28 protein-coding genes and 1 pseudogene are annotated in these 26,945 nt (G+C 65.1%); 11 read left to right on the plus strand and 18 right to left on the minus strand.

Annotated features, from left to right (window positions below; all coding sequences use genetic code 11):
• Nucleotides 1–109 precede the first annotated feature (109 nt).
• Nucleotides 110–1,309, minus strand: a complete 1,200-nt coding sequence (locus tag DWB23_RS07465; RefSeq protein ID WP_121743046.1) for a 3-dehydroquinate synthase II — start codon at nucleotides 1,307–1,309, stop codon at nucleotides 110–112.
• Between the two features lie 281 nt (nucleotides 1,310–1,590).
• Between DWB23_RS07465 and DWB23_RS07470 the strand changes: the two genes are divergently transcribed.
• Nucleotides 1,591–2,142, plus strand: coding sequence for a hypothetical protein (locus DWB23_RS07470; RefSeq protein WP_121742198.1), 552 nt, complete (start codon nucleotides 1,591–1,593; stop codon nucleotides 2,140–2,142).
• Between the two features lie 109 nt (nucleotides 2,143–2,251).
• Here the strand turns inward: DWB23_RS07470 and DWB23_RS07475 are convergent, their stop codons facing one another.
• Entirely contained in the window at nucleotides 2,252–3,070 is an 819-nt protein-coding gene (locus DWB23_RS07475) for an HFX_2341 family transcriptional regulator domain-containing protein (protein ID WP_121742199.1), read from the minus strand.
• Between the two features lie 147 nt (nucleotides 3,071–3,217).
• Between DWB23_RS07475 and DWB23_RS07480 the strand changes: the two genes are divergently transcribed.
• The gene (locus tag DWB23_RS07480) at nucleotides 3,218–3,895 is read left to right on the plus strand and encodes an HAD family hydrolase (RefSeq protein ID WP_121742200.1); all 678 of its coding nucleotides are present in this window, start codon (nucleotides 3,218–3,220) and stop codon (nucleotides 3,893–3,895) included.
• Nucleotides 3,896–3,915: 20 nt separating this feature from the next.
• On the opposite strand, the gene DWB23_RS07485 is transcribed toward DWB23_RS07480, so the two are convergent.
• Nucleotides 3,916–4,449: a hypothetical protein gene (locus DWB23_RS07485; protein WP_121742201.1), complete on the minus strand. Its 534-nt coding sequence runs from the start codon at nucleotides 4,447–4,449 to the stop codon at nucleotides 3,916–3,918.
• A 118-nt stretch (nucleotides 4,450–4,567) separates the two neighbouring features.
• Nucleotides 4,568–5,155: a SprT family zinc-dependent metalloprotease gene (locus DWB23_RS07490; RefSeq protein ID WP_121742202.1), complete on the minus strand. Its 588-nt coding sequence runs from the start codon at nucleotides 5,153–5,155 to the stop codon at nucleotides 4,568–4,570.
• A gap of 201 nt (nucleotides 5,156–5,356) precedes the next feature.
• On the opposite strand from DWB23_RS07490, the gene DWB23_RS07495 reads away from it, so the two are divergent.
• Nucleotides 5,357–6,361 carry a phosphorylase family protein gene (locus DWB23_RS07495; protein ID WP_121742203.1) on the plus strand — a complete coding sequence of 335 codons (1,005 nt, stop codon included), beginning with the start codon at nucleotides 5,357–5,359 and terminating at the stop codon, nucleotides 6,359–6,361.
• 10 nt (nucleotides 6,362–6,371) lie between these two features.
• On the opposite strand, the gene DWB23_RS07500 is transcribed toward DWB23_RS07495, so the two are convergent.
• The 5 genes and pseudogenes from DWB23_RS07500 to trpC form a co-directional block, all read right to left on the minus strand.
• Complete coding sequence (locus DWB23_RS07500) at nucleotides 6,372–6,968, minus strand: poly-gamma-glutamate hydrolase family protein (protein ID WP_121742204.1); 597 nt, start codon at nucleotides 6,966–6,968, stop codon at nucleotides 6,372–6,374.
• 166 nt (nucleotides 6,969–7,134) lie between these two features.
• Nucleotides 7,135–7,932 (minus strand): 2-amino-3,7-dideoxy-D-threo-hept-6-ulosonate synthase, encoded by a 798-nt coding sequence (locus DWB23_RS07505; protein ID WP_121742205.1) that lies wholly within the window; start codon nucleotides 7,930–7,932, stop codon nucleotides 7,135–7,137.
• A gap of 24 nt (nucleotides 7,933–7,956) precedes the next feature.
• A pseudogene (gene trpA / locus DWB23_RS07510) lies at nucleotides 7,957–8,870 on the minus strand (tryptophan synthase subunit alpha).
• Complete coding sequence (trpB, locus tag DWB23_RS07515; protein WP_121742207.1) at nucleotides 8,867–10,141, minus strand: tryptophan synthase subunit beta; 1,275 nt, start codon at nucleotides 10,139–10,141, stop codon at nucleotides 8,867–8,869. Before trpB ends, trpA begins: the two are co-directional and overlap by 4 nt.
• Nucleotides 10,142–10,165: 24 nt before the next feature.
• Nucleotides 10,166–11,026, minus strand: coding sequence for an indole-3-glycerol phosphate synthase (gene trpC / locus DWB23_RS07520; protein ID WP_121742208.1), 861 nt, complete (start codon nucleotides 11,024–11,026; stop codon nucleotides 10,166–10,168).
• 256 nt (nucleotides 11,027–11,282) lie between these two features.
• Here trpC and DWB23_RS07525 point away from each other — a divergent pair, with 256 nt between their 5' ends.
• Nucleotides 11,283–11,753, plus strand: coding sequence for an MGMT family protein (locus DWB23_RS07525; RefSeq protein ID WP_121743047.1), 471 nt, complete (start codon nucleotides 11,283–11,285; stop codon nucleotides 11,751–11,753).
• A 77-nt stretch (nucleotides 11,754–11,830) separates the two neighbouring features.
• Here the strand turns inward: DWB23_RS07525 and DWB23_RS07530 are convergent, their stop codons facing one another.
• The 3 genes from DWB23_RS07530 to lonB are packed head-to-tail and all read right to left on the minus strand — an operon-like array spanning nucleotide 11,831 to nucleotide 15,277.
• Complete coding sequence (locus DWB23_RS07530) at nucleotides 11,831–12,184, minus strand: hypothetical protein (RefSeq protein ID WP_121742209.1); 354 nt, start codon at nucleotides 12,182–12,184, stop codon at nucleotides 11,831–11,833.
• Nucleotides 12,185–12,208: 24 nt separating this feature from the next.
• Entirely contained in the window at nucleotides 12,209–13,087 is an 879-nt protein-coding gene (locus tag DWB23_RS07535) for a CPBP family intramembrane glutamic endopeptidase (RefSeq protein ID WP_121742210.1), read from the minus strand.
• Nucleotides 13,088–15,277: an ATP-dependent protease LonB gene (lonB, locus tag DWB23_RS07540; RefSeq protein WP_121742211.1), complete on the minus strand. Its 2,190-nt coding sequence runs from the start codon at nucleotides 15,275–15,277 to the stop codon at nucleotides 13,088–13,090.
• A 269-nt stretch (nucleotides 15,278–15,546) separates the two neighbouring features.
• Here lonB and DWB23_RS07545 point away from each other — a divergent pair, with 269 nt between their 5' ends.
• Nucleotides 15,547–16,065, plus strand: a complete 519-nt coding sequence (locus DWB23_RS07545) for a nicotinamide-nucleotide adenylyltransferase (protein ID WP_121742212.1) — start codon at nucleotides 15,547–15,549, stop codon at nucleotides 16,063–16,065.
• A gap of 128 nt (nucleotides 16,066–16,193) precedes the next feature.
• Nucleotides 16,194–17,036 (plus strand): SAM hydrolase/SAM-dependent halogenase family protein, encoded by an 843-nt coding sequence (locus DWB23_RS07550; protein WP_121742213.1) that lies wholly within the window; start codon nucleotides 16,194–16,196, stop codon nucleotides 17,034–17,036.
• A gap of 69 nt (nucleotides 17,037–17,105) precedes the next feature.
• Here DWB23_RS07550 and thsA read toward each other — a convergent pair whose 3' ends face one another.
• Nucleotides 17,106–18,650 carry a thermosome subunit alpha gene (thsA, locus tag DWB23_RS07555; protein ID WP_121742214.1) on the minus strand — a complete coding sequence of 515 codons (1,545 nt, stop codon included), beginning with the start codon at nucleotides 18,648–18,650 and terminating at the stop codon, nucleotides 17,106–17,108.
• A 212-nt stretch (nucleotides 18,651–18,862) separates the two neighbouring features.
• On the opposite strand from thsA, the gene DWB23_RS07560 reads away from it, so the two are divergent.
• Together DWB23_RS07560 and DWB23_RS23710 are read left to right on the plus strand one after the other, a co-directional pair.
• Nucleotides 18,863–19,690: an amidohydrolase family protein gene (locus DWB23_RS07560; RefSeq protein WP_121742215.1), complete on the plus strand. Its 828-nt coding sequence runs from the start codon at nucleotides 18,863–18,865 to the stop codon at nucleotides 19,688–19,690.
• 129 nt (nucleotides 19,691–19,819) lie between these two features.
• Nucleotides 19,820–19,945, plus strand: a complete 126-nt coding sequence (locus DWB23_RS23710; protein WP_275086293.1) for a hypothetical protein — start codon at nucleotides 19,820–19,822, stop codon at nucleotides 19,943–19,945.
• A gap of 327 nt (nucleotides 19,946–20,272) precedes the next feature.
• Here DWB23_RS23710 and DWB23_RS07565 read toward each other — a convergent pair whose 3' ends face one another.
• The 5 genes from DWB23_RS07565 to DWB23_RS07585 are packed head-to-tail and all read right to left on the minus strand — an operon-like array spanning nucleotide 20,273 to nucleotide 22,487.
• Nucleotides 20,273–21,040 (minus strand): proteasome assembly chaperone family protein, encoded by a 768-nt coding sequence (locus DWB23_RS07565; protein ID WP_121742216.1) that lies wholly within the window; start codon nucleotides 21,038–21,040, stop codon nucleotides 20,273–20,275.
• A gap of 6 nt (nucleotides 21,041–21,046) precedes the next feature.
• Nucleotides 21,047–21,226 (minus strand): RNA-protein complex protein Nop10, encoded by a 180-nt coding sequence (locus tag DWB23_RS07570; RefSeq protein ID WP_121742217.1) that lies wholly within the window; start codon nucleotides 21,224–21,226, stop codon nucleotides 21,047–21,049.
• Nucleotides 21,227–21,229: 3 nt separating this feature from the next.
• Entirely contained in the window at nucleotides 21,230–22,030 is an 801-nt protein-coding gene (locus DWB23_RS07575; RefSeq protein WP_121742218.1) for a translation initiation factor IF-2 subunit alpha, read from the minus strand.
• The gene (locus DWB23_RS07580) at nucleotides 22,027–22,200 is read right to left on the minus strand and encodes a 30S ribosomal protein S27e (protein ID WP_006089161.1); all 174 of its coding nucleotides are present in this window, start codon (nucleotides 22,198–22,200) and stop codon (nucleotides 22,027–22,029) included. The genes DWB23_RS07575 and DWB23_RS07580 overlap by 4 nt, the downstream gene beginning before the upstream one ends.
• Before the next feature lie 5 nt (nucleotides 22,201–22,205).
• Nucleotides 22,206–22,487, minus strand: a complete 282-nt coding sequence (locus tag DWB23_RS07585; RefSeq protein WP_121742219.1) for a 50S ribosomal protein L44e — start codon at nucleotides 22,485–22,487, stop codon at nucleotides 22,206–22,208.
• 179 nt (nucleotides 22,488–22,666) lie between these two features.
• Here DWB23_RS07585 and DWB23_RS07590 point away from each other — a divergent pair, with 179 nt between their 5' ends.
• The 3 genes from DWB23_RS07590 to DWB23_RS07600 all read left to right on the plus strand — a co-directional run bounded on the left by DWB23_RS07590 (nucleotide 22,667) and on the right by DWB23_RS07600 (nucleotide 26,941).
• A complete protein-coding gene (locus DWB23_RS07590) occupies nucleotides 22,667–25,957 on the plus strand; it encodes a nitric-oxide reductase large subunit (protein ID WP_121742220.1) in 3,291 nt (1,096 codons plus the stop codon).
• A 68-nt stretch (nucleotides 25,958–26,025) separates the two neighbouring features.
• The gene (locus DWB23_RS07595) at nucleotides 26,026–26,292 is read left to right on the plus strand and encodes an HAH_0734 family protein (RefSeq protein WP_121742221.1); all 267 of its coding nucleotides are present in this window, start codon (nucleotides 26,026–26,028) and stop codon (nucleotides 26,290–26,292) included.
• A gap of 202 nt (nucleotides 26,293–26,494) precedes the next feature.
• Nucleotides 26,495–26,941, plus strand: a complete 447-nt coding sequence (locus DWB23_RS07600) for a GtrA family protein (protein ID WP_121742222.1) — start codon at nucleotides 26,495–26,497, stop codon at nucleotides 26,939–26,941.
• Nucleotides 26,942–26,945 lie beyond the last annotated feature (4 nt).

The following is a 26,945-nucleotide window of genomic DNA, read 5'->3' on the forward strand; positions in this document are numbered from 1 at the left end:
CCGTCCGTCGGTATCCTCGATCGCCGATCGATGAACGATCGTCCCGAAACGGCCGTCGCTGCGCGCTGTGAAATCGCGGATTCGCAACGTCGAACTCCGAACGGGTTCGTTACTTTTCGATGATACTCTCCTCGACGGCCTCACCGAAGTGTCGCGCCGTATCCTCGTAGTAGAGGAGGAGCTCGTCGCCGGCCTCGAGGTCGGTCACCGCCGTTCGACCCTCGCGCGTGGGGATCTTGATCGTCTCCGCGTTCTGCAACAGGGTCTCGATCCGGTCGCCGTCTTCGGTCTCGAGAGCGATCCGGAACATCGGCCGTTTCTCGATCTTGACGCGGCCGACGATCGCTTCGCGGGTGTTGCCGGCGGTGTCGACGATCTGCACCTCGTCGCCGCTTTGCAGTTCCGAGAGGTACTTCGTGCCGCCGTCGGGCGTGCGGACGTAGGCGTGGACCGCGCCCGCGTTGACCCGGAACGGCCGCGAGGCGACGTACGGCGATTCGGCGGTCTCGGCGTGGACGAACACGAGACCGCGAGCCATCGATCCGACGAGCATCCCCTCGTCGTGTTCAAGCAGGGTGCCGGTATCGACGCAGACCCGGTCGGCGCTGCCGATGCGTTCGACGTCGAGCACTTCGGCGTACTCGAGATCTAACGACTCGCGTTCGGCTTCGTCGCGGACGTCGACGGTTCTTCGAATCACGTCGGGATCGTCCGAATCGAGTAGGACCGAGTCGGAGCCGATCTCGAGGGTTTCGAACGCCGTCTTCGCCTCTTCAGCGGTGGTCACGCCGGCGACGAGGGTGGTGTCGTCGCCGATGCGGGCGATCAGGTTCTCGAGGGGGATGATGGTCCAGTCCTCGCCGATGACGATGGTGTAGTCGGCCTCGTCGGCGGCGGTTTCGGCGAAGTGTTCGTACTCCTTGGCGAGGATGCGGACGTAGGCACCGCGCTCGAGGTCGCCGCCGCGGCGAAGCGTCGAGAGGTCCGCAGAGCCGGAGAGGTCCTCGGGGAGATCGATCGTCGCGTCGCCTTCTCCCTCCTTGCCGACGATGACGGCGTCGGGCCGTGCGGTCGGCTCGGCGTCTTCGCTGTCGGCTTCGGCGTCGTCGATGTCGTCGACCAGCGTCACGTCGCCGTCGGTTCGGAAGGCCGCGACGTTGATGTCGCCGAGTTCGCGCACGCGCCCGACGTCGTCTTCGTCGACCAGTACCCAGTCTGCGCCCGCCTCGAGTGCGGCGGTGATTCTCGCACGGCGGTCGTCCCAGTCGCCGACGGTATCGTCGGCTTTTACCCAGACAGATCGCGTCATAAATCGACCGTCGAAGGGAACCGGCTTGAACGTGGCGAATGCCACAGGGGAGACCGCCGGTTCCGGGCCGGGTATCGAATCGGACGGCACACCGCGGCTCTTTGGTCCGATCCGCTTCGGCGAGAGTCGGTGGTGGATTCGTCGCCGATAGTCACGTTAGTATGGATAATCACGGTAGTACTAATAGTCACATTAGTACAGATACTTTCTCATAAATAGATAATATCGGATAAGTCGTTCGTTCAATCATGGGTCAGTGACACTGCCCGGCGGATGCGGAACTGACGATTGCCGACGCCGCGCGTCGACTCGAGGCGGACGCTGTCGTCGACGTCGCTCGTGCAGCGTTCGACCACGCCGGCGAGTTGGCGACGCTGGAGTACGGCCACGCGGCCGCCGTACTGGGTGCCGTTCGGCTCGCGAGCCGTCGAACCCAGTCGCCAGCGATCGACCGCGACCGTCTCGCGGCGGCGTTCGACGTCGATCCCGACCGCGCGGTCGCGGCCGAGAAGCTACTGGCGAGTCACCTGAGCCCGCCGGCAGCCCCCGAGGAGATTCGGTCGTTGCGACGGAGGCTGATCGTCGCGCACGAACTCCTCGCCGCCGCCGAACGCGGCCGTGTCGTTGGCCCCGAGCTTCCCGGTTCGTCGCTCGCCGACGCCGCTCCCATCCTGCTCGTTCGAGCGACCGACCCTCACGGGTGTCGCGACGACCTCGAGCAACGGGGGCTCGACCAGGCGGGACTTCGGACCCACGTCGAACGTCTCGAGGCCGATCTCGAGTTCGCGCGGCTGGGAACGAAGCTCGATGCGCTGGTCAACGGTGACGAATAAGTCGGCACGCGCGCTGCCAGCCTCTCCGCTGACGGCGGCCCTCCACCCGCTGACGGCGGCCCTCCATTCGCGCCGGTGTGCTGTCGAACGGTTCGGCGACGCGACGACGCTATCGCTCGTCGTCGTCGCGCTCCGCGAGTTTGTGCTTGAACGCGCGGTAGGCGTTCTCCCCTTGTTCGGTGAGTTTGATCACGCGGCGGCGGCCGACCGACTCGATCGTCACGTAGCCGTCCGCCTCGAGCGGCTCGAGGATACGGGTATCGAGGACGCGGAACGCACCCTTGTCCTCGCTGCCGTGTTCCGCCGGCGACTGTCGATCGGCCATGAACGACAGTTCCTTCGCTCGGCCGTACTCGATCAGATCCTTCTTCTTCGGCGGTGCGGTCCGCGCTTCGTGATAGCCCTCCCAGGAGGTTGGATCGGACAGGAACGCCATGATCGCGACCTGATCGGGCGTCGGCGACTCGAGGGGGTACGTCGGGAGCTGTTCGATTTCGGCGACGCCACTCGAGATCGGATCGCGCTCGCCGTCGTGATCGTACGCCGCGGGCTCGACGTAGTAGGCCCGTGCGTCCGTCGAAACGTCCATGCACGCCATCGTCGCTCCGATCGCGGGAATCGTCCCCGAGCCGGAGACGTTGACCGAGACGGTATCTTCGGCGTGGTTCGCGGCGATCGTCGTCACCTCGCCGAGCACGGCGTAGACGTCCGTCAGGTCGCAGGGCCACACTCTGACTTCCGGCACGGTCGACTCGAGTTCGGCCCGGAGTTCGTCGTGGTACTCGGCCTCGCCGGTTCGTGCGTTCTCGCCCGCGCCGTTATCCTCGAGCAGGTAGACCAGGTCGGCCCGCTGGTTCCGGATCGGCTCGAGAATGCGGTCGTACTCGTAGCCGAGCGGCACGATGTGCACTCGTTTGACGACGTCCATACTCCGAGAGGCGTGTCAGGAAAAATAACAGCTGTGGATCGGACGCGCGCAGATCGCGTCGGCATCGTCCTCCTCTCCGTGGTACGCTCTGGCAAACGTTCGCACGCGCCGAAACGTTGAGAACGCACGCCCTCGTACACCGGATAGATGGCAGCGTACGACGCGATCTGTTTCGACCTCGACAGCACCCTCTGCGAACCGACGCAGGACGCGGCGACGCTGCTCGAGTCGACCTTCGAGCGAGCGGGTCTCGAGCCGTTCTGTACGCCGGCGGACCTGCGGGCCGCCGTCCCGTCGCTGCCGACGGCCGAAACGGATCGCGAGTTCTACGAGCACCTGTTCGCCGAAGTGGCCACCCGCGCCGACGTCGATCCCGCCGTCTCGTCAGCGCTCGCGGACCGGTATCTCGAACTGCAGGACCCGACCGCCGTCGCGTTCCGACCCGGAGCGAAAGCCGCCCTCGAGTACGCCCGCGAGCGGGGCCAGGTCGGGCTCATCACGAACGGCGGCCGGCCGACGCAGACCCAAAAACTCGAGGCGCTGGATATCGCGGACGCCTTCGACGTCTGCGTCTTTACCGAACCGAGCGCGGGGATCTATCCGAAACCCAGTGCGGCCCCCTTCGAGTACGCGCTCGGGCAACTCGAGGCGACGCCCGACGCCGCGATCCACGTCGGCGACTCGTTGCACGCCGACGTCGCGGGGGCGAACGCGATGGGGATCGATTCGGCGTGGATCGACCTCGGTCACGACGACCGCGACGGCGTCGAGCACGAGCCGACGTACGAACTCGCGTCGCTCGAGGCGTTCGAAACGATCGTCTGAAAGTCGGTTCTACGGGACGGCTACTCGTCCGGGAGCAGGTCCGTGTGAACGACGGCGCGATACTGATCGTCGGTGGCGGTCTCGAGTCGCTTGAGCAGGGCGGTCCCCTCGCCGAAGCTCTCGGGGAGTTCGAACTCGTCGTCGTCCCGTTCGTCGCGCTGTTTGCAGCGTCTGACGAAGGAGAGGAGCGTCGGATACGTGCCCGGCCGGGCGTAGACGACGCCGATATCGTCGGTTACTTGCTCGATCCAGTGATCGATCACCGCTTCGGTCTCGACTCGCGGCTTGCGCTGTTTCTCGGCCAGTTCCCGGGCATCGATCTCGGTGTCGCCGAGAACCTCGTCGAAGACGTCCTGAAGTTCGTCGGTGTTGTCCTCGAGCGACGGCGCGTCGGCATCGGCCTCGAGCAGGGCGACGAACGCCTCGAGTTCCGCCGGTCGTACCGCGACCGGGTAGACGAAGTCGTGGGTCTCCTTCGGCAACATGTACGACCGACCTTCGACCCCTTGCTCGCCGGGACCGGACTGTCCCAGCATCAAGTCGAGTATTCCCATAGCTGAAACTGGACCACAGAGTCGAATAAGTGTTCCGTGGACGCCTCGTGGTGAATCGACGCGATCGTGGGTCTCCATGAATTCGCAGCCACCGTGACGGCCGCCTTGGCTCCCGTAGTCACCACGTCTCGCCGAGCGCTGCCTTCGCCCCGCCGAACCCGCTCGCGGTCGTCCACGTCCGCCCGCTCTCGGCGTGTTCGACTTCGTAGCTCCCGCCACACGACCCACACCGGTACTGATCGGGCACCTTCACCGGTTTCGAGGCGCGATGTCGCCTCGCTCGCCAGTCACAGTCGCTCGAAAGACAGCGTAGGACGTACCGCGGCTCCGAAAACGTCGGGCAGTGACGCGCGGCCTCGAGTCGCGCCGCTCGCTCGCGAAACCGCGGCCCGTGGCCCGATTCGCCGAAGCGCTGGAACTCCCACGCGTGGACGAGTTCGTGCCTGACGACGCCCGCGAACGCCGACCACTCGTAGCGCTCGTAGGCCTGCCGCGTGAGCACGATCGTCGCCACTTCGCGGTCCGCGTCCCACCGACACGCCCCCACACGTCGGCGAGCGCGCGTCGTGACGCTCCACTCGAGGGAAGCGCGATCGATCTCGAGGTCGTGTTCCCGAAGCACCTCGCGGGCGTGGATCCGGGCTCGAGCGACGATTTCGTCGTCGATCGTGAGCTCCGCGCCGGAATCGTCGTCGCCGTCGGTCACGGACTGGGGAACGAAGCCGTATTTAGAAGGTGTTACGGTTGCTCGTCACGGCGTTCGTTCCCTCGAATCGAACGGTACACGAGACCGCGAGCGATAACGTATTCCTCGAGTTATGTCGCCTGTCCCGCTCGCATCGACGCCAAATCGAGTCGAGATCGTTCACTTGACAAGGACACGCTACGCTTTCTGTGAGAACCAGCCATGACCACGGACGATACTTCGCTTCCGGAACCGCGCGAACCAGATCCGGACGCTCCCGTTCGACCCACCGCACTGGTGCTCACCGCAGCGTTCGAGCCGCCGCTCGACGAACGACAGCCGTGGCTCGAGCGGTACGAACTCGTGGACGCACTCGCGGTTCCCGGCACGGATACGCCTCTCTATCTGACCGACACCGGAATCGCGATCACGACGACCGGGATCGGCAAGAGCGACGCGGCGACGACTGTCACCGCGTTGCTCGCAACCCCTGAGATCGACCTCGAGTCGGCCTACATCGTCTCGAGCGGAATCGCGGGATCGTCGCCCGAAACGACCGCACTCGGCTCCGTCGCGATCGCGGACGCGGTCGTCGACTGGGACCGGAAACATCGATGGGACCACCGCGCAGAGTCGAACGTCGCCGAGACCGCCGAATTCGCCGTTGAACCCGCCGAATCGGCCGCGGAATCCGACGACGAGCGCCCGATCGATCTTCTCGCCTACCGTCCGCGGGACTACGTCCACCGTCTCGAGGACTCGGTCGTCGACGGCGCACTCGCCGCCGCTCGCGGCGTCGACCTGCTCGAGGACGCCGGCGCTCGCGAGTACCAGCGCGAGTATCCGAAGGCACCCGACGCAGAGCCGACGGTCGAACGCGGGACGACCGTCTGCGGCGACGAGTTCTGGCACGGCCTCCGGTACGCGCGGGAGGTCGAGTGGCTCTGCGAGCGCTACGGCGTCGCGCCCTACGTGACGACCCAGATGGAAGACGCCGCGACGGCGACCGCCCTCGAGCGTTTCGGGCTGTGCGAGCGGTATCTGAGCGTGCGCGCCGTCGCCAACTACGACCGGCCGGCACCCGGCCAGTCCGTCGCGGAGAGTTTCGACGGCAACCCGGCCAGCCTCGCGCTGGCGATCGACAACGCCGCTCGCATCGGATCGGCGGTCGTCGAGGCCCTCGTCCGGACGGACCCGCTCGAGATCGGATCGGGCGAACTCGAGTGAGGGCGACCGCTTAGAGGACTCCGTCTTCGAGCAATTCCTCGAGAACGGAGACGACGGCGTCGTATTCGTCTATTCGAACGGTGCGGCTCTGCTCGAGTTGGAGGCCGCCGGAGCCCTCCCGCGAGAGCCAGTTGACGAAGTTGTTCGGGCTGACCCCGGCGTACCGACCCGCGGAAACGGGTTCGACGGACGCCGTCACCGCCGACTCGAGTCGGTCGCCGACGCGGCGTTTCGTGTCGGCGTCGGTCCCGCCGCCGACGAGCACCCGGTCGTCGCCGAGACCGTGGAAGCTGATGACGGTCTCGAAGTCGCGTTCGGCGATCTCGGCGAGCAGCGGGTACGCCTCCGGTCCGAAGGCGCTCGAGGGAGGATGCCACAACTCGAATGGGCTGTGCTGCTCGTCGTAGCCGAGACACGCCCAGCAACTGGCGTTCGGGAGTCGGGCGGCCAGTTCGACCGCCTGCTCCGCAGTGCCGGGTTCGATGTGGCCGCCGTGTGCCGCACAGACCAACACCTCCTCGTTGGCCCCGTCGTCGTACAGCAACTCGGTGTACGCTCCGGTTTCGGTTTCCTCGAGTCGGTGCGTTCGAACCGGCGGACGTGTCACGAGTGCGGATACTCGATCGAGACGGATAGCTGTTGGCCGGCTGTCGTCACGTCGTCTCTCCCAGCGTCTTTCACACAGATCGTCCGCGACCGCTCCTCGGAGCGTCTCCGGGATGGCGGATGAGAGCGATTCAGCCGTGGGAGCGCGAGAAAAAGAGCCGTCCGGTTCAGGCCTCGAGCGTCAGTCCGGCGTTCGTCAGCGCGTCGTCGGTCGAACGGTCGTCGTGAACGACGCCGGCGACCGCGCGGGCGATGGCTTCGGGGTCCTCGTGCTGGAAGATCGATCGCCCCATCGAGACGCCCGCGCCGCCGGCGTCCATCACGCCGCGGACCATCTCGATCGTTTCCCGGTCGGTTCCTCTCGAGCCGCCGGCGATGACGACCGGCAGTCGGGTCGACTCGACGACGTGCTGGAAGCTCTCGGCGTCGCCGCTGTAGCCCGTCTTGACGACGTCTGCGCCGAGTTCCTCCGCGAGACGGACCGCGTGACCAAGCGCCTCGGGGTCCTCGGGATCGACGCCCGGTCCGCGGGCGTACGCCATCGCGAGCACCGGCATGCCAAAGCGCTCGGCCGTTTCCGTTACGCCGGCGAGCTGCGTGATCTGGTCGGGTTCGTGGTCCGAGCCGACGTTGATGTGGAAGGAGACGGCGTCCGCGCCGACCCGAACGGCTTCCTCGACGGTTCCGGTCATCCGTTTCTCGCTCTCGTCGGGACCGATCGTCGTCGAGCCGTTGAGATGAACGATGTACCCCTTGCCGTTTTTATTTTCGTGGACGCGAGGTGCGATCCCCTTCTGTGTGAGGACCGCGTCCGCTCCGCCGCTGGTGATGCCGTCGATCGTCGATTCGATGTCCTTCAATCCCTGAACGGCACCCATCGTGATGCCGTGATCCATCGGGACGATCACGTACGTGCCGTCTGTGCCGATTCTCTCGAGTCGCGCGTCGATACCTGTGGTAGTCATTGCGGGAGTGTAGCAAGCTTGCAGTTATGGCTGTTCTGGTTCCGGTACATCTACCGCGTCCTCGCGGTCGCTTCGTCGTCGCTTTCGTCGGACTCGCCGGCCCCGCGGAGCGCGCCGCGTTTGAGTTCCGCAGCTTTGGCCTCGAGTTCGGCCGCGGGGTCGTCGCTCGAGGCGACGTTCTGGGACGTCCCAGAGCCCGCCGAACCGTGCTCGGCGATGATGTCGACCAGTGCGCTGCCGACGATGACGCCGTCAGCGCCGGCCTCGATGATTTCGGCGGCGTGGTCGCCCTCGCTGACGCCGAACCCGACCGCTTTGGGCACGTCGTAGTCTGATAGTCGCGCGAGGCTCTCGTGGGTCGCGTTCGAGACGTCCGCTCGAGCCCCCGTCGTTCCGAGGCGGGCCTGGACGTAGGCGAACCCGGAGACCTGGGACATGATGGTCTCGAGGCGCTCGCCCTCGGTCGTCGGCGCGATGATGAAGACGAGATCGAGCCCGTAGTCGTCACAGGCTTCGCGAAGCGGGTCGGACTCCTCGGCGGGCAGGTCGGGGACGATGATCCCCGAGAGGCCGGCCTCGGCCGCGCGCTCGACGAACGGGCGCACGTCGGGCTCCGAACCGTACTGCAGGATCATGTTATAGTACGTCATCACCAGCAGCGGTGCCTCGGTTTCTATGTCATCGACCAGCTCGAAGAAGCCCTGCGGGGTCGTCCCGGCCTCGAGCGCGCGGTTGATCGCGGCCTGGATCGTCGGCCCCTCCGCGATCGGCTCCGAGAACGGGAGGCCGAGTTCGATCAGGTCCGAGCCGCCGCGGTCGAGGGCCTCGACGTAGGCTTTCGTGTCCTCGAGCGACGGGTCTCCCGCCGTGATGTAGGTGATCAGCGCGGGGTGGTCCTCGCGGATGGCGGCTTCGACGTCGCTGTCGTACTCGCTCACGAGTCGAACACCACCACTTCGGGTGCAGCCTCGAGGTCGCGCTTCTCGGTCTCCTCGAGCACCGTTTCCAGGTCCTTGTCGCCGCGGCCGGAGACGTTGACAACGATGACGTCGCCGAGGTCTTCGTCCGCGGCGGTTCCCGCCGCGCGCTCCAGATAGCCGAGCGCGTGACTCGACTCGAGTGCGGGAATGATCCCCTCGAGCCGCGAGAGTCGGTGGAAGCCGTTGAGCGCGGCGTCGTCGTCGACGCTAGCTGGCGTCACGCGGCCGATGTCGACGAGGTGGGAGAGCTCCGGTCCGACCCCGGCGTAGTCCAGTCCGGCGCTCACGCTGTGAGACTCCATGATCTGTCCGTCCTCGCTCTGGAGGAGCTTCGTCATCGCGCCGTGGAGCACCCCGTCGGTTCCGGTCGAGAGCGTCGCGGAGTTGGGTGCGAGTCCCGCTTTCTCGTCGATCTCGAGGCTCGAACCGCCGGCCTCGACGGCGTAGAGATCGACGGATTCGTCGGGAACGAACTCGTGAAAGGCACCCATCGTGTTCGAGCCGCCGCCGGCGCAGGCGACGACGCTGTCGGGGAGTCGTCCGGCCTTCTCCTGGATCTGTTTGCGGGCCTCCTGACCGATGACGGCCTGGAAATCCCGGACCAGTTTCGGGAACGGGTGGGGGCCGACGACCGAGCCGATGACGTAGTGAGTTCGCTCGACGGTCGTCGCCCAGTCGCGCATCGTCTCGTTGATCGCTTCTTTCAGCGTGGCGCTGCCGGCCTCGACCGGATTCACCTCGGCTCCGTTCATTCGCATCCGGTAGACGTTCGGCCGCTGCCGGTTGACGTCGGTCCGGCCCATGTAGATCTCGCAGGGCACGTCGAGGTGGGCCGCCGCCATCGCGGTCGCGGTGCCGTGTTGGCCCGCGCCGGTTTCAGCGATGACCCGCTCTTTGCCCATGTACTTGGCCAGCAGGACCTGCCCGAGCGCGTTGTTGAGCTTGTGCGCCCCGCCGTGGACGAGGTCCTCGCGTTTGAGGTAGATCTCGCGGCCGTAGCGCTCGCTGAGTCGATCCGCGCGCTGGAGCGGCGTCGGTCGTCCGCCGAAGTCGCGCATCCGCTCACGGAACTCGTCCATGAAGCCATCCTCGTTGTGCAACACGTAGCGCTCGTAGGCGTCCTCGAGTTCCTGCAGGGCGGGCATCAGGGCCTCGGGAACGTACTGGCCGCCGTACTGGCCGAACGTGCGCTCGCCGTCACGCTCGCGCTCGCGGTCACTCGTGCTCATGCGTCTCCGTAGTCTGGTGTTCGCTCATATCTGGTCTTCCTCTTCGATTCCGTCTCTGTCGGCCGCTCGGACCAATCGCCGGGTGTTCTCGGCCACGTCGCTGTCGCCCGCGCCGTGGTCCATGACGGCGCTGCCGATCAGGAGGGCGTCGGCGCCCGCCTCTCGCATCCGTCGGACGTCGTCGGGCGTCGACACGCCGCTCTCGGCGATCAACGTCACCTCATCAGGCGCGTGGGGCGCGACGGACTCGAAGGTTTCGAGGTCCACCTCGAGACGCGCCAGATCCCGGTTGTTCACGCCGATGAGTTCCGCCCCCGCCTGGAGCGCGGTCTCGAGTTCCGCCCGGTCGTGAACCTCGACCAGCGGCTGGAAGCCTCGGTCGCGGGCCGCCACGATGAGTTCCTCGAGGGCAGCGTCGGAACGCGACGCGCTCTGATCGGCCCGCGAATCGTTCGATTCGCGAACGCCGACGAACCGAGTGATCAACAGGAGGAGGTCGGCCTCGACGGCGTCCATCTGTTCTTCCCGAAGGACGAAGTCCTTGCGGAGGACCGGGACGTCGACGGCCTCTCGGATCCGGGTCAGCGCCTCGGGCGAGCCGCCGAAGTGGCTCGGCTCGGTGAGCACCGAGATCGCCGCCGCACCGCCCTCGACCATCGCCTCGGCCAGTTCGACCGGGTCATCCTCGCGCGTGCCGTCCGCTGTCGGACTCGTCGGCTTTACCTCGGCGATCACCGGGACGCGACCGTCTGCCTCGGCTCGCGCGATGGCGTCGGATAGCGACCGCGCGTCGACGTCTACGGCACCATCGCCGCCACCCGACCGCTCCCGGGCGGCCTCGAGGATCGACGCCACCGCGGGAGCGAGCTCCGTATCGGAGTTCATTGTTGTACATCGACGTACTCATGTGTACAAAAACCTTGCGCCATCGCGACGAGCGATGAGGGATTGGTGGCGAACCGATCCCGCACTGCGCCGATTACTGAACCGCCGCGCGGCGGCGCGCGCCGGGGCGCAGTGGACGAACGCGACGCGCTCGAGTTCCGTCACGTACCGGCCGGAGACGCTACCGAAGTCGTGTCGAAACGCTCGAGACGAAGCGACCGGCGAATATTCATGCCTGTATCACCTACACGAACGTATGGAGGACGTTACGGACGCCGGAATCTACGCGCGGGAATCGTCGTATCTCGATCGATCCGTCCAGATCGGTGCCGCCAGCGGACGTGTTCTGCGTGTTTCGTTTCCGACCATCCCGGAAGACGAGGCCGAAGCCGAACACCCCGTTCTCGAGCACATCTTCGAGTACCTCGATGGACTCGAGGAGATCGACTTCGACGACGTACAGATCGCTCTGACCGTCCCGACCGACCAGCGGGCCGTCTTGGAGCAGGTGCGGGGGATTCCCTACGGCGAGCAGGTCGATGTCGAAGCGCTCGCTCGGATGACGTCCGGTCTCGATCCGGACGACGAGGACGACATCATCCTCGTCCGAACCGCTCTCGAAGAGAATCCAACGCCGATTTTGATCCCCGATCACCGCGTCCGCGACGGGCCGAGCGCTGCGCCGCCGGCCGTCGAACAGAAGTTGCGCTCGCTCGAGGAGTTGTAATCTCGAGTCCGACGCCGTGGCAGTCTCGTGTCGCGGCCGCGTACGCCGGTTGACGACCCCGCCGTCAGTTCGGGCCCTCAATCGGCGTACAATATCGTATAGATATAGAGTCCGATCCCGACGAAGACGACGAGCGAGGACGCCTCGTCGAGTATCGGGATACGGGTAAACAGGTGCGCGAACTGGAGCATTCCACCGATTACGAGACAGACGGCCGCGCCCAGTATCGCCGTCGATCCCCCGTTCGTATCGTACTGAAGATACAAAACGGTCCCCACGCCGACTGCGATGACGCCGAAGACGAACTCCGCCGCGTACATCGCCAGCGGCTCGTTTGCGGTCATCGCGTACACCAACAGCGCAAAATAGAACACGATCCCGAGGGTGATGAGCCGAGAGACGGACTCCGGAACGTCGTCGAGAGCGCTCATACCCCATCAAAGGGGTCCCATCCCTTAGCTTTCGAGGGTCTGAGCCCACTCGAAGCCGACTCCTTCGTGAACTGCGAACTCGAGGGCGTTGATCAGATAGTGGGCGACGACGACCGCGAGAAGGCTTCCGGTGACCACAAAGATCGCCGCGAGAACGAACCCGAGAAGGCCGGTGACGACGACACCGACGGAGCCCTGCATTCCGTGGCCGGCGGCGAAGGCGACCGACGAACCGACGGCAAGTAGCCACGGCGAGATGCCGAAGCCGGCCGAGAGAGCGCCGATCAGCGCCGCCCGAAAGAGCAGCTCCTCGAAAAATGCGATGATGGGGAGGACGATCACCAGGAGGGCGAGCCAGCCCGATAGCGTTTCCGGGGCCAGCAGTTCGCGAAGATCCTCGTCATGATCGAACCCGAACCGGGTCGAGACCGCCGCACCGATCTCGTTCGCGACGTAGAGTGCGAGCCCGGACGCCGTTCCCACCACCAGTCCCCGCTCGAGAAACGACCGCGAGAACTCGATCCCCAGCGCGTCGGCTGGAATCCCCGCGTAGATCACCGCCCCGATCAAAACGATCGCGAACAGCCCCTGCGAGAGCGCGACGTTCGCCAGCAGTTCGGCGGTCGACAACGACTCGGGATCGAACTCCTCCGACTGGCGGGGTCCGCCGCGTTCGCTCCGCGTATCAGGCGACGTGTCCGAAGATACTCGTTTCTCGCCGGTGTCGAGATCGGCCTCGAGATCGGCATCCGTCCCGAGAGAAGCGTCGGTGGCGGACGACTCCGGTCGCTCGAGGCTGTCGTCATCCGAGTCGGAAAACGCGGACTGCGTCTGACGTGAAAGAACGAGTAACAAGACGAGGACGACGCCCGTGATTCCGGCGAACGTCGCCCAGGCGGCCATCTATTGTGGGCTCGGGTTCGAGCCGCTCGCGGAGCCGACGGAGCCCTGGTCGAAGGCGGTGCCGGTGATCGACTTGAGCCGATCGAGCAGCGAGTCCTTCTCGGGTTGGCCGATAAGGGCAACCTCGAGGACCTCGCTGATGTTCGAACAGGGGATGATCTCGATCATCTCCTCGTACTCGTCTTCGATCATGACGTCTTGTTCGTTAGCCTTGGGGATGATGACCGTCTTGCAGCCGGCTTTGGCGGCGGCTTCGATCTTGTGGGTGACCCCGCCGACCGGGAGCACGTCGCCCCGCACCGACAGCGATCCGGTCATCGCGATCGACTGGTCGACCGGAATGTCCTCGAGGGCGCTGATGACGGCGGTCGCCACCGTGATGGAGGCGGAGTCGCCGTCGACGCCGCCCTCGCCGGCCTGGACGAACTGGATGTGGATGTCCTTCTCCGAGAGGTTCACGTCCGAGAACTTCTTGATGATCGCCGAGACGTTCTGGACGGACTCCTCGGCCATCTCCTTGAGTTGGCCCGTCGCGATGACTTGGCCCGGTCCCTGAGCGGGGGCGATTTCGGCCATGACGGGGAGCATGATACCGGAGTCTTCACCCATGACGGCGAGGCCGTTGACGCGACCCTCGACGCCGTCTTTGGTGACCTGCAGTTCGTAGTCCTTGCGCCGTTCGATGTAGTCGTCGGCGAGCTGTTGCTCGATCGACCGGGAGCGGCGTTTGGCCTGCAAGACGTCGTCGCGGGTGGTTCGCTCTCGGTCCTCGGCGCGGGCGATGTCGCCGGCGACGCGGACCAGCCCACCCAGGCTGCGGAAGTGAAGCGTCAGGTGGTTCTTCCGACCCGAGCGACGCTTGGACTCGAGGATGAGCTCCTCGACGGCGTCGGCGGTGAAGTGGGGGAGGCGACCGTCGCGTTCGACCTCCTGGGCGATGAAGCGGGCGTACTTGCGCCGCATCTCGGGGGTGTCCTCGATGGTATCCTCCATGTACACCTCGTAGCCGTATCCTTTGACTCGGTTACGGAGTGCGGGGTGCATGTTCTCCATCGCGTCCAGGTTCCCCGCGGCGATCATGATGAAGTCACAGGGGACGGGTTCGGTCTGGACCATCGCGCCCGAGGAGCGCTCGGACTGGCCCGTAATCGAGAACTCGCCCTCCTGGATCGCCGTCATCAGCTTCTGCTGGGTGCGGACGTCGAGCGTGTTGATCTCGTCGACGAACAACACGCCCTTGTTGGACTTGTGGATCGAGCCCGGTTCGACGCGGTCGTGAGACGGCGTCTCCATCCCGCCGGACTGGAACGGGTCGTGGCGGACGTCGCCCAGCAGTGCGCCGGCGTGGGCACCGGTCGCGTCCTCGAACGGCGCGGTGCGCTTGTCGCCGTTGTTGACGATCATGTTGGGCACCATCGCGTCCGTGCCGCGGGAGGTGTAGCGGAAGATCAGCCAGACGATACCCGCCGCGAGGATGCCGAGCAGGATGCTGGCCGGGCTAAGAATCGCGTAGCCGATGATGATCGCGATGATGACCCACATCAGGATCGAGCGCATCTGGTTGCGCTTGCGGGCTTCTTCCTTGTGGGCGTCGATGATCTGTTCGCCCTTCCCCGCGGGGACAGTTCGGACCTTCGGCGCGTTACCGTCGTCCGGGTTGTGGTAGACCAAGACGTCCTGAAGGTCTTCTTTCGGAAGCAGCTGGCTCATCGCTTTCGCCAGCATCGACTTTCCGGTCCCCGGCGATCCGATCATCATGACGTGGCGGCGCTGTTTCGCCGCTTTGATGATGATGTCCCGTGCCTCGTCCTGCCCGATGACCTGGTCGACGAGTCGATCCGGGACTTCGATATCATCCGTCGAGTCGATCTGAAGACCGCCGAGGAGGTCGTCTTCGGCGATCTCTTCGTCGACTTCGACGCCGGGATCGACTTCGACCGTACTCCCGAGGTCGTTGACGGTTTCGATATCGTCCTCCGCTTCGGATGCGTCAGACTCGAACTCGTCTATCGGATCCTCGAACTCATCACCGTCGACGTCGTCGCGCTGGTCGCCGTCCTCATCGGGCGGCGACCGTTCTCCCTGACGCTCTGGCTCCTGCTGGTGAGGCTGTGCCTGCTCCTCGTCAGGCTCAGACCCGGTGCCAGTAACGTCTTCGGGAGGGTCGTCAACGTTCGTATCGTTACTCATAGAACTCTGTTCAGTACCTGACTCGAAGGGATTGGGACTGATATACTTTCTCCATGCGGAGGATGGTGACAGTGGCTGAAACCGGGACCTACAGCGTCCGACAGCGGTGATCGGGAATCCTGACCGTCGTTTTTATCCGACGGTTTCACAAGTGAAATATGTCCGGAACGATCCGCTCGAACCGGCCACTCGAGACGCGACGGCTGCGAGCGGGCCGATCGGGTCGAAGACTCGCCACGCTTAAGCACGCTGCCCGAACAGGGTTTGGCATGAGCCGGGGGTTCTACATTGGCCGTTTTCAGCCCTTCCACAACGGTCACCTCAGTATGGTCGAGCAGATCGCCGAGGACGTCGACGAACTCGTTCTCGGGATCGGGAGCGCCGACGATTCACACACCGTCCGGAATCCGTTCACGGCCGGCGAACGAATCATGATGATCACGAAGGCTCTCGTCGATCACGACCTCGTGACGTACGCCGTTCCCATCGAGGACTTGGAGCGCAATTCCGTCTGGGTGAGCCACGTCCAGAGCATGAGCCCCGATTTCGACGTCGCCTACTCGAACAACCCGCTCGTGATTCAACTGTTCCGGGAAGCCGATATCGAGATCCGTCAGTCGCCGATGTTCAACCGCGAGGTACTCGAGGGCAGTGAGGTCCGCGAACGGATGATTACCGGCGGCGACTGGGAGACGCTCGTTCCCGAAGCCGTCGTCGGCGTCATCAGGGAAATCGACGGTATCGAGCGCATCCAGATGATCAGCGGCTCGGACTCGAACGGCGCGTAACGCGCTCGAGCGGCGCGATCCCACCGTCTCGTCCCGCCTCGACGGTCTCGGTCCGGGCACGACCGTCTCCTGACCCGACGCCGATCCGAGACGCATCGATTTTTAGCGATCGGGACCTACTCCACGTCGTGATCACGCTCGCGTCCGACTTCGGCACGCCCTACCCCGCGGCGATGAAGGGCGTCCTCCGTCACCGAACCGACGCCGAACTGATCGACGTGGCCCACGACTTCCCCCGGCAGGACGTCCGCGCCGCCGCCTTCTGGCTCCGGGAGGTGTTGCCGTACTTTCCACCGGCGACCCACCTCGTCGTGGTCGACCCCGGCGTCGGGACCGACCGCAACGCGCTCGTCGTCCGCGCTGGCGAGCACGCGCTCGTCGGTCCCGACAACGGCGTCCTGCTCCCCGCCGCGCGACGGCTCGCCGGTGACGCCGACCTCGAGACCTACTTGATCGACGAGCGTCGCCTCGAGCCCGTCGAACCGGCCGGATCGGGGCCGTCCGTCACGGCTACCGCCGAAACGGGCGCTGGACCGGCGAGCAACACGTTCCACGGTCGAGATGTCTTCGCGCCCGCGGCTGCGGGCGTTCACGAGACCGCCATCGAGGACCTCGGCGATCTGGGGTGGCTCTCGCCGCTCGAGGGGTCGGCCGTCGATCTCGAGCTTCCCGATGCAGCACTCGAAGACGAGCGCGCGACGGGCGAGGTGCTGGTCGTCGATGACTTCGGGAACGTCGTTACGAACGTTCCCGGCGACTTCCTCGCGGGACGCGACCGAGTCGTCGCGAACGGCGAGGCCGTTCCGGTGGGCGAGACGTTCGCCGCCGTGCCGATCGGTAATCGAATCGCGACCGTCGGCAGCCACGGCTACGTCGAACTCGACGTCAACCGGGGCCGTGGCGAGGCGGCGTTCGGGCTCGAGACCGGTGATCGGGTCGTCCTCGAGGCAACCAGTCCGGCTGGAAAGTAGGGCCCGGACGATACCGGTGACGACCAACTCGAGTGAGACCGCAAAAAACGGAAACGGCGGTAGACGGCTTTATTCGGCGGCGATGACGTCGTCGATGCGGACAATCATCGTCGCGGCCTCGGTCGCGCTTTCGACGGCCTCGCGCTTGACGTCGGCGGGGTCGACGACGCCGTACTCGAACGGATCGTCGATGGTGACGTCCTCACCGGTCGTGATCAGGCCGGCCCGACCCTCGGACTCGTGGGCGGCACGAAGGTCCACGAGTGCGTCGATGGGATCCTGGCCGGTGTTGGCGGCGAGCGTGCGCGGGATGATATCCAGCGCGTCGGCGAACGCCGTTACGGCGAGCTGTTTGCGGCCCTCGATACCCGCTGCTTCCTGGCGGATCTTGTCCGCGATGGCGATTTCGGTCGCGCCGGCCCCGGGAACGACTTCGCCGGAGGCGAGCGCGGTCGCGACGACGTCGAGTGCGTCATCGATGGCGCGCTCGAGTTCGTCGACGACGTGTTCGGTACCGCCGCGGACGAAGACGGTGACGGTCTCGGCGGCCGCACCGCCCTCGATGAACACGAGGTCGTCGTCGCCGTAGTTCTCCGAGCGGATGCGGTCGGCGTGTCCGAAGTCGGATTCCTCGAGGTCGTCGAGGGCACCGACGCGGCGGGCACCGGTCGCGGAGACGATGTCGCGGGCGTCGCTGTTGCCGATGTTCTCGAAGACGAGAACGCCCTCGCCGGCGAGGAAGGAGGCGACGCGGTCGTCGACGTCGTCGGTCGTAAAGACGACGTCAGCACCGCTTTCGGCGATCGTTTCGGCGTAGCCCCGAACCTCGCTCTCCTCGGCGTCGATCGCGGTGTTGAGCTGATCGATCGAGTCGATTGCGTACTCGGCGTCGATCTCGCCCGTTCGAACGCCGAGTTCGACGTCGAGGACGGCGAGCGAGGCGTCCTCGATCTCTCGAGGCATGCTCTCGTGGGCGGGCTCCTCGTCGAGGACGATACCGGGAACGAGCTCCGTCGCGTTCGAAGAGGCACCGATCTGCGTGTGAACCGCGACGTTGTCGCGCGCGACGCCGGTGTCGGTCTCGACGTGGCGGATGGCTTCGACGACCGTCTCGGCCAGCGACTCGGCCGTGAGGCCGCCGGTCCCTTTGCCGGTCATGCTCGACTCGCCGACCTGTTTCAGGATCTCGTCGTCGACCGTCTCCTCGCTGATCTGCTCTGCGATCGCTTCGAGGGCGATCTCGGACGCCTCGTGATAGCCTTCGACGATCGTCGTCGCGTGGACGTCCTGTTCGATGAGGTCTTCGGCCTCGCCGAGAAGGTTGCCAGCGATCACGGCCGCCGTCGTCGTCCCATCACCGACCTCCTCTTCTTGGGAATCGGCGACTTCGACGATCATCTGGGCTGCGGGATGTTCGATGTCCATCTCGTTCAGGATGGTCGCCCCGTCGTTGGTGATGACGACCTCACCGCCGGAGTCGACGAGCATCTTGTCCATCCCGCGGGGTCCGAGCGTCGTCCGTACCGCTTCGGCGACCGCCTTGCCGGCCATGATGTTGGACGACTGGGCGTCTCGGCCCTGCGTTCGCTGACTGTCCTCGCTCATAATGAACATGGGCTGCCCGCCCATGCGTCGCTGTTGTGCCATAGTTGAATCCTCACTAACTATGTCGTCAGCACTTCTATATAAGAGTTTCGCTAACGACTCCACTCCGTCTGGCGATTGCGCGAATTGAACGGGCTCGCGCGCACACGAACATCGAGCGGCGTCGCACTCCGTTCGGAGCCGGTAGCAAAATATGGTTCCGTTGGAAACACCCTGCAAGGATGCTCGAGTTGGAACACGGGTTTCGCGTCGTCGACGTCCACGTGCGGTTGCCAGCGAGCGATGCATCCGAATTCGTTGGCGGGCGGCCGATCTCTCCGGACCGACTCGAGCGGGAGATGCACCAGGCGGGGATCACCAGATCGGTGGTCTTCCCACCCGCCAGAGCGGCGACGAGTTACGTCGCGCCGAACAACGGCGTCGCCCGGCATAGCGTCGACCGCCCGTTCGTCGCCGTCGCCCGTATCAACGGGACGCAAGGGCCGGAGACCTCCGTGACGGGACGACTTCGAAACGCCGTCAGCAGCCGCGAGGAGTATCACACGACGCCCGAAGACATCGAAAAGTACGCGTACGACGATCGGTTTCACGGCTTCGTTCTCGATCCCGGCGTCGACGATTATCCCGACGAGAACGTTCTCACCGCGCTCGAGGACGGCGACCTCCCCGTACTCGTCCGCGGCGGGGTCGACGCCCCACCAGACCAGCTCGCGACCACCCTGCTCGAGCGCTCGTTTCCCGTCATCGTGGCCCACTTCGGCGGTCATCCCCTCGAACGCTCGCTCATGGCCGACATGATCGACCTCCTCGAGACCTACGACGACTGCTACCTCGAGACGAGTTTCGTCCGCTATCGGGACCTGCTCGAGCGCGCGCTGCTCGAGCACCCGGACCGAGTGCTCTTCGGAAGCGGCGCTCCCGCGTGCCATCCCGACGTCGCCGTCATGGAAATTCTCACGCTCGACGTCCCGGAAGACAAACTCTGGCGAACGTTCTCGAAAAACGCCTGTCGAGTGGTCGACGCGCTCGCCCCGGACGGCAACAGGTGAGCCGGTGCCCACAGGTGGCACAGATCGCCTGTTGCGCTCAGTCGGATTCTAAAAGGGAATGGATCAGCGAGCGTGATAGTCGACCGTTACGCAGATACTATTATACTCTGCCATGATGTATGTTACCATATGGTTGGGAGGCTTATCGGGCTGTTCGCCGTCGTGTTGCTCGCACTCTTTCTGTTGCTCGGTCCAGCGATTGCCGACGCGACGACGGCCGGACTGTGCGGCGTGTTCGAGTCGATACCGTGCTGACGGAGAACCCCGAGTATCGGTTCCTATAGCAGTCGAAACTCCGTGCTACCGCAGGTACAGCCCTGTCGGGAGCCGATCGGGGAGACGTCTCCGTTCGGGGACTGCCACACTGCGAGCGCTTTTCCGCAGTTTCGACACAAGCCGGCGGCTTTCAGCTGCGAGTCAGTTGCCATAGCCGGTGATATCCATGCTGTATATATAAGCAGAATCCGAGTTCTCTCGAAGTACACACCGCCTTTTCACGGCCGTAACAACAGCTCCGAATGCAGAGAACGGATGCGAATCGATATCGACGCCGGTCCAACAGCGGTCGCGTACTGACCGAGACTAGCCGATATACCGGAGATCGTCGTCCGTCGGCACGTCCATCTGCTGTTGTTGTTCCATCTCCTGGATTTTGCCGATAACGTCCTCCATCTCGTCGGCGCGCTCGTCCAACGTCTCGTACTCGAGGTCGAAGTCGAGCACCGTCTCGAGGATCTCGAGGACCGCTCGGGCGCTCTTGGGATCGACCAGATAGCCGCTGGTTTCGCCCATCAGGCAGCCGGCGTCGAACCCGCGGCGCTCGCCCAGTCCGAGCATGAGCCCCGAGACGCCGACGATGCCGCCCGCGGGCTCGTCGTCGCGGAACTCGACCCCGGCCTCCTCGAGTTCTGCGAGCAGCGATTCGTGGCTGACGGCACCGACGACGGCGTACTCGTCGATGAGTTCGCCGGTCGGGACGCCGCCCAGTGCGTACACTTCGTTCGCGCCGAACTCCTCGGCGATGTCGAGGAACGCGTCGGTCAACACGTAGTGGCCCTCGTTCGTCTGGGCCTGATGATCGCCGGTCAAGAGCAGCAGATCGCGGCCGTCGGGAACGGAGACGGCGTACACTTTCGCACACGTCAGTTCCGAGACGCCGTTCTCGACGCTTACCTGCGGCGGGAACTCGCGGGAGTAGACCCGGCGTACGAGCGTACTGTCGCCCTCGAGTTCCTCGAGCAGGTGCTCGACGGCGAGACTTCCGACGTGTCCCACACCCGGCAGCCCCTCGACGAGTACGGGGTCGTCTACGTCGACCTCGGCGACTGCGTCGATCTCGAGTTCGTCCATACTCTATCAGCGATTGCGACGTTTAAGAGCGCGTCGGTACTCGCCGTGTGGATCGTTCGGATCGAACGGTGCCGGGGCGCTGTTCGCCGTGTCGCCACCACAGTCCGGACAGCTATCAGAAAAGGTGTACACCGGACGGTCGTGCGTTTCGCGCCACGCCGAACACACCCGAATGTCGGACTTCATACGTTATTCGTCGTCGGTCCGTCGCTCGCGGTGGTACTCGCCCGTGCCGTCGTGGGATTCGATCGCCGCGACCGCGCGTCGAGCGCTCTCCTCGAGTTGGGATTCGGCGGTCTTGTAGTTGGGCGCTTTCACCTTGATCCGGTACTCGGGTGCACCGACGTAGCTGACCTCGAGGTCGACTTCCTCGGGGACCTCACCGTTGCCTTCGGCAGCCGAAAGCGCCTCGCGGATCCCGTCGACACCGCTTGGCGACGGGTTCTGGAGGTCGACGTAGCCGGTGACGTTGACGTAGGGCACCGAGACGTTCTCGCGAGCGGTTTCGACGATGGCGTCGATCTCATCGTCGTCGAGGTCGGTGTCCTCGAGAGCTTCCTCTCCGTGGATCGCAGCCTGTTTGAAGCCGTCGTAGAGGCTGCCGTGGATGGCGATCAGTTCGTTAGCGATGGCGGTGTAGATCTCGTTGTCCATCTCCTCGCCGAAGGCGAGTTCCATCCAGTTGTCGGCCTTCTGCTCGTTTTTCCACTCCTGAATTTTATCGGAGCGCTGGTGGTCGTTGACGTCTTTCAGCGAGAGGTCGATCTGCTGGGATCCCTCGTCGACGTCGAGGACCTTACAGACGGCGATCTGACCCTCGCGAACGTGATCGCGGACGTTCTTGATCCAGCCGCTTGCGACCTCGGAGATGTGGATCAGGCCGCGTTTGTCCTGATACTCCTCGAGGTCGACGAAGACGCCGAAGTCCTCGATTTCGTCGATCTTGCCGACGACGAGTTCGCCGGAATCGGGCCAGCCGCTGTATTTCATCGTGACTCGACAGTTTCTAGGATCTCGTGGTCGATCTCGGCTTTGCCGCCGGTCGGTCGCGCGAGCGTCGTGCCACAGACGGCACAGGCGACCTCCGAGGACGCTTTGCCGAAGACGGTCTGTTCGTTCTCGCAGTCACTGCATCGAACGCTGTAGAAATTTCCTGCCATTGTAATCACTCCTGGAACTCGAGTCGGCCGGCGCGCCATCCCTCGCGGAGGTGGGCCTTGCCGCAGTCGCTGCAGCGGTACTTGAGGTCGGTTTTCTTGGTCGGCTTTTCGCCGCCGGGAACCTTCGAGAAGCGACCGGAGTTCCCGATGGTTGCGCTGTTACGTCGGGTGCGGCGAGCGTCCCATTTCATCCCGGAGGAACGGCCCGATCGAGCCTTCTCGACTTCGTGTTCGTGGTGTTCGTTACAGTGCGGACAGTACGTATTGAAACGACGTGGCATCTGCATGGTTATCTCACTTGGCGTGGGCTAAGACAGCGCCGTTTAAAACCCGTTTGGTTCGTCGTCGTCCGTCGATCGCCGGCGGATACGCTCGCCCGGAGTTAAGTGGCAGGCCACTGACGCGTGTGCACTTATTCGGGATTGTGCTCACAGTTAGCACGTAGAATGGGGTACAAAACACAACGATGGCTCTCTCGAACATCTTGCCGGGGACCGGCATTCTCGACGATCGTGATCGTCCGTCGACCGACTACGTAGCGACCCGACTCGAGTCGGGCGCGGAAACCGTCAGTGGCCTCTCGATGCGGGTCCGCGACGTCGCTTCGGCTGACGCCCGCGATGCGGCCTCGACTCGCATCCGCGATGCGGCCGGCGATCGGGCGACCGACGCCGTCGAACGGGTCGCCAGTGAACTGCTCGAGCGATCGCTCGATCGGAACCTCGACGAGGTGCTCGAGGACGGTTCGAGCGGTGACGTCGCCGATCCGACCGACCCGTTCGACCGCGCCCTCGAGAACTTCCTGCGCCGATACGATCTCGACGAGGATCGACTGGACGAGCGCACGCTGGAGGGGATCCGAACCCGGCTGGCGACCGCCGGTTTCGACGTCGACGCGGAAGACCTGCTCGAGGAACTCGTGTCCGAAGGCGTGTCGGACTCGGACGCGGACCGTTCGACCGACGGTCCGGGTACCGACGAGTCGCTCGTCGAGGTGTGCTCCCGACTCCGCGCGCAACTGGATGGGACGGCGGACGAGCCGGCCGATAGCGTGCTCGAGGACCTTCTCGAACGCGACGCCGTGGCGGTCGGACACGAACTCGAACGCATCCTCGTCGAGGAACTCCCGTCGCTCGTGGCGGAGGCACGAGCAAGGATGGGGCCGTCCGGCGGAGCGGGATCGAGAGCGCGACCGTCCGATCACCCGCGGCCGGAGCCGGGAACCTCCGAGGTGACGACCTCGAGCGCGGGACCGTCCAACCCGACCGCGAGCGGCGGTCCCGAGGGGAGTCTCCGGTCGGCCGTCGCGGTGGCGGCCGCGGCGACGACGCTGGTTTCTGACGACGGCATCGATCCTGCTGTCGCGAACCTTGCGACGACGTTGCTTCGGGCCGGCGACGGCGGTGGCGGCGTGTCGACGGAGCGCGTCCTCCGCGAACTGGTCCCGATGCTGATCCGGACGGGCGCGGAGCGCGAAATCGGTCTCGAGACGCTGTGCTCGAAGTCGACCGGATCGCTCGCGCTGGTGGGGCTGTTCGTCGCCAACCTCGCCGCGATGAGTCTCGGCGCCTGGGTGTCCCGAACGAAAGCGCCGCCGATACCCGACGAGATCCGGGGTCCGGACGGAGGTATCGTCGTGACGGATGAGCAGGTCCGCGCGGGAAAGAAAGTGTTTCAGGCTAACGGACTCATGGACCACGGCTCGATTCTGGGCAACGGCTCGTACTTCGGGGTCGATCTGACGGCAGACGCCCTCGAGTCGAAAGCGAAGTACATGCGCGAGTACTACGCGCGCCAGCACGGTGTCGACTCGTTCGACTCGCTCGAGGACGCCGACCGGGCGGCCGTCTCCCAACGCGTCGAGGACGAACTTGACGCCGACGCACCCGAGGGCGACGTCGCTCGATACGTGGCAGCGGAAGTGTACGCACACAAGCGGATTCGAGATCGGTACGTCGACCGCTACTACGGAGGCGCTCCCGACCGCGGAATCCCGCAAGGTTACGTCGACTCCCCCGAGCAGGCCGAACGGATCGCCGACTTCGCGTGCTGGACGGCGTGGATGGCCCACACGAACCGCCCGGACTCGGACCACTCCTACACGAACGACTGGCCGTACGTGCCCGCGGCCGACAACCGACCGACCGGACAGGTAGTCGTCTGGAGCACCGTCAGCGTCGTCCTGCTCATCGCCGGCGGCGGAATCGGCGTCTGGGCTTACCACTCCTTCGACGTCGCCGAACCGACGACCGAACTCGTCGACGTGCCGTCGCCCGACTCGGTGTCGGTCACGCCGTCCCAGTACGCCGCGGCCCGGTACGTCCCCGTCGCCGGTGCGCTGTTCGTCGCCCAGGTGCTCGTCGGCGCGTATCTGGCGCACTACTACGTCGAGCGGACCGGCTTCTACGGGATCGGGGATGCGCTGGGGATCGACCTCGTCTCCCTGTTGCCGTTCTCGGTGGGTCGCACCTGGCATCTCAACCTCGGCATTCTCTGGATCACGACGCTGTGGCTCGCGGGCGGGCTCTTCCTGCCCGGACTGTTCAGCGAGCGAGATCCACCCTGGCAGGCCGAAGGCGCGACCGCGCTGCTCGTCGCGCTCGTCGCGATCACGGTCGGGGCGTTCGCCGGCGTCTGGCTCGGGACGCGCGGAACGTTCGGCTCGCCCGGGACCGGAAACGACGACGGCAATCTCTGGTGGTGGCTCGGTAGCGAGGGCCTCGAGTACCTCGAGGTCGGCCGCGTCTGGAAACTGGGACTGCTGGCCGGCTTCGCCGCCTGGACTGGGCTGGTACTGCGCGGCGTCCGTCAACTCGACGAACCGTCGAGCGGGCTGGGTCACTTCATGACCTACGCGGGCGGCTCCATCGCGCTCATGTTCGCCGCGAGCATGCTCTACACGCCGGAGACGAACATGGCGGTGACGGAGTTCTGGCGCTGGTGGGTCGTTCACATGTGGGTCGAGGGCGTCTTCGAGTTCTTCGTCACGGCCGTGATCTCCGCCGCGCTGGTCTCGATGGAACTCATCGACAAAGCTGACGCGGAGAAGGCGATCCTCTTCGAGGTGTTCGCGATTATGGCGGCCGGCATCGTCGGGGTCTCCCACCACTACTGGTGGGTCGGACTGCCCGATATCTGGGTTCCCGTCGGAACGACGTTCTCGACGCTCGAGTTCATCCCCCTGGTGTTCGTCCTCTACCGAAGCTTCGGCGAATACCAGTCGCTGAAAGCCCAGGGCGAGGCGTTCCCCTACACGCTGCCGTTGTTGTTCATCGCCGGCAGCAGTATCTGGAACTTCGTTGGCGGCGGCGTGCTCGGCTTTTTCGTCAACCTGCCGCTGATCAATTACTACGAACACGGAACCTACCTGACCGTTGCCCACGCCCACACGTCGATGTTCGGTGCGTTCGGGCTGCTCGCGCTCGGACTCGGGACGTACATCCTGCGCGTCGTCACGCCAGAATCGGACTGGGATCCGACGTGGTTCCGCGGCGCGTTCTGGCTGACCAACATCGGACTCGTCGTCATGTCCGTCGCCTCGCTGCTCCCGATCGGATTCTTGCAGCTCCAGACGTCCTATCAGGACGGCTACGCCGCCGCACGGAGCCTCGAGTTCTACGAGCAAGACCGCGTCCAGACGCTGCTGTGGGCGCGGACGCTCGGTGATACGCCGATGATCCTCGGGGCGCTCGCGTTCACCGTCGGATCGGTACGCCACCTCTGGGCCGCGCGACGGCACCGACTCGCGAACGGCTAGCTCGTCCGGCGTTCGCCGCCGGCGAGAACTCCGAAGGGCTTAATCCACCGTCACGAGTAGGCCGGAGCATGAAGCAGCTTATCATCCACGGCGATCCCGGAATTCGGAAGGGGGCCATCATCGACTACGACGGTGAGGAACTGGTCTGTTTCGGGATCAACCGAAACGGGGAGTGGCACGGCCCCGAGAAGGTCCAGTTGTGGTGTGTCGTCGGTACGCCGGACGAGTACGAGGATTACGAGAAACGAAACTTCACCCCCCACTTCCTCTCTGTAGACCGTGTCGACGCCGAGGACGTAGACGTGATCCGGCCGAAAGCCGACCTCGCGCTCTGAAACGATGACTCGATCGGGAGCGGGCAGGCCACCTCTCTTCTCACAGCCCCTCGGTGTCTGAGCGCTCCCGTCTGCCCGTATTTTCGGCGACGATTCGAACGAGGATCGCAACACGGATACCGGAGCCGAAGTCATTTGGTCGATACGAACGCATGCGAGACGGACGGCGGCGACGAGTGACCGGACGACGGAGCCCACAACGATGAGCGACTCGCTTTCCGAAGCCGTTCGGACGCGCTTTCGTGCGCTATTGTCGACGACGCGGTTCAGTCAGTTCGCCGGCGTCGGAATCGTCGGCGCGACCGTCGACAACCTCGTTCTCGTCCTGCTAGTCGAGTCGACCGCGCTCGGCCCCGTCGGTGCCAAGGTGATCTCCTGGGAGCTGTCGATCGCGGTTATCTTCGCGGTCAACGAACGGTGGACCTTTTCGGAGTACGGCGCGATGACGCCTCGAGCGCTCGGCAAGCGATTCCTGCGGTCGAACGCGGTTCGGTTCGCCGGGTTTCTGGTAACCCTGTCGGTGCTCGCAACCCTGGTCAACTTGTTCGGCGTCTGGTACCTGGTGGCGAACCTGATCGGTACCGCGATCGGATTTTTCGTCAACTACACCTGTGAGAGCCTTTACACGTGGAAGGTTCATCGGGACTAACGGT

This window comes from Natronorubrum halophilum, assembly GCF_003670115.1.
Classification (GTDB): domain Archaea; phylum Halobacteriota; class Halobacteria; order Halobacteriales; family Natrialbaceae; genus Natronorubrum; species Natronorubrum halophilum.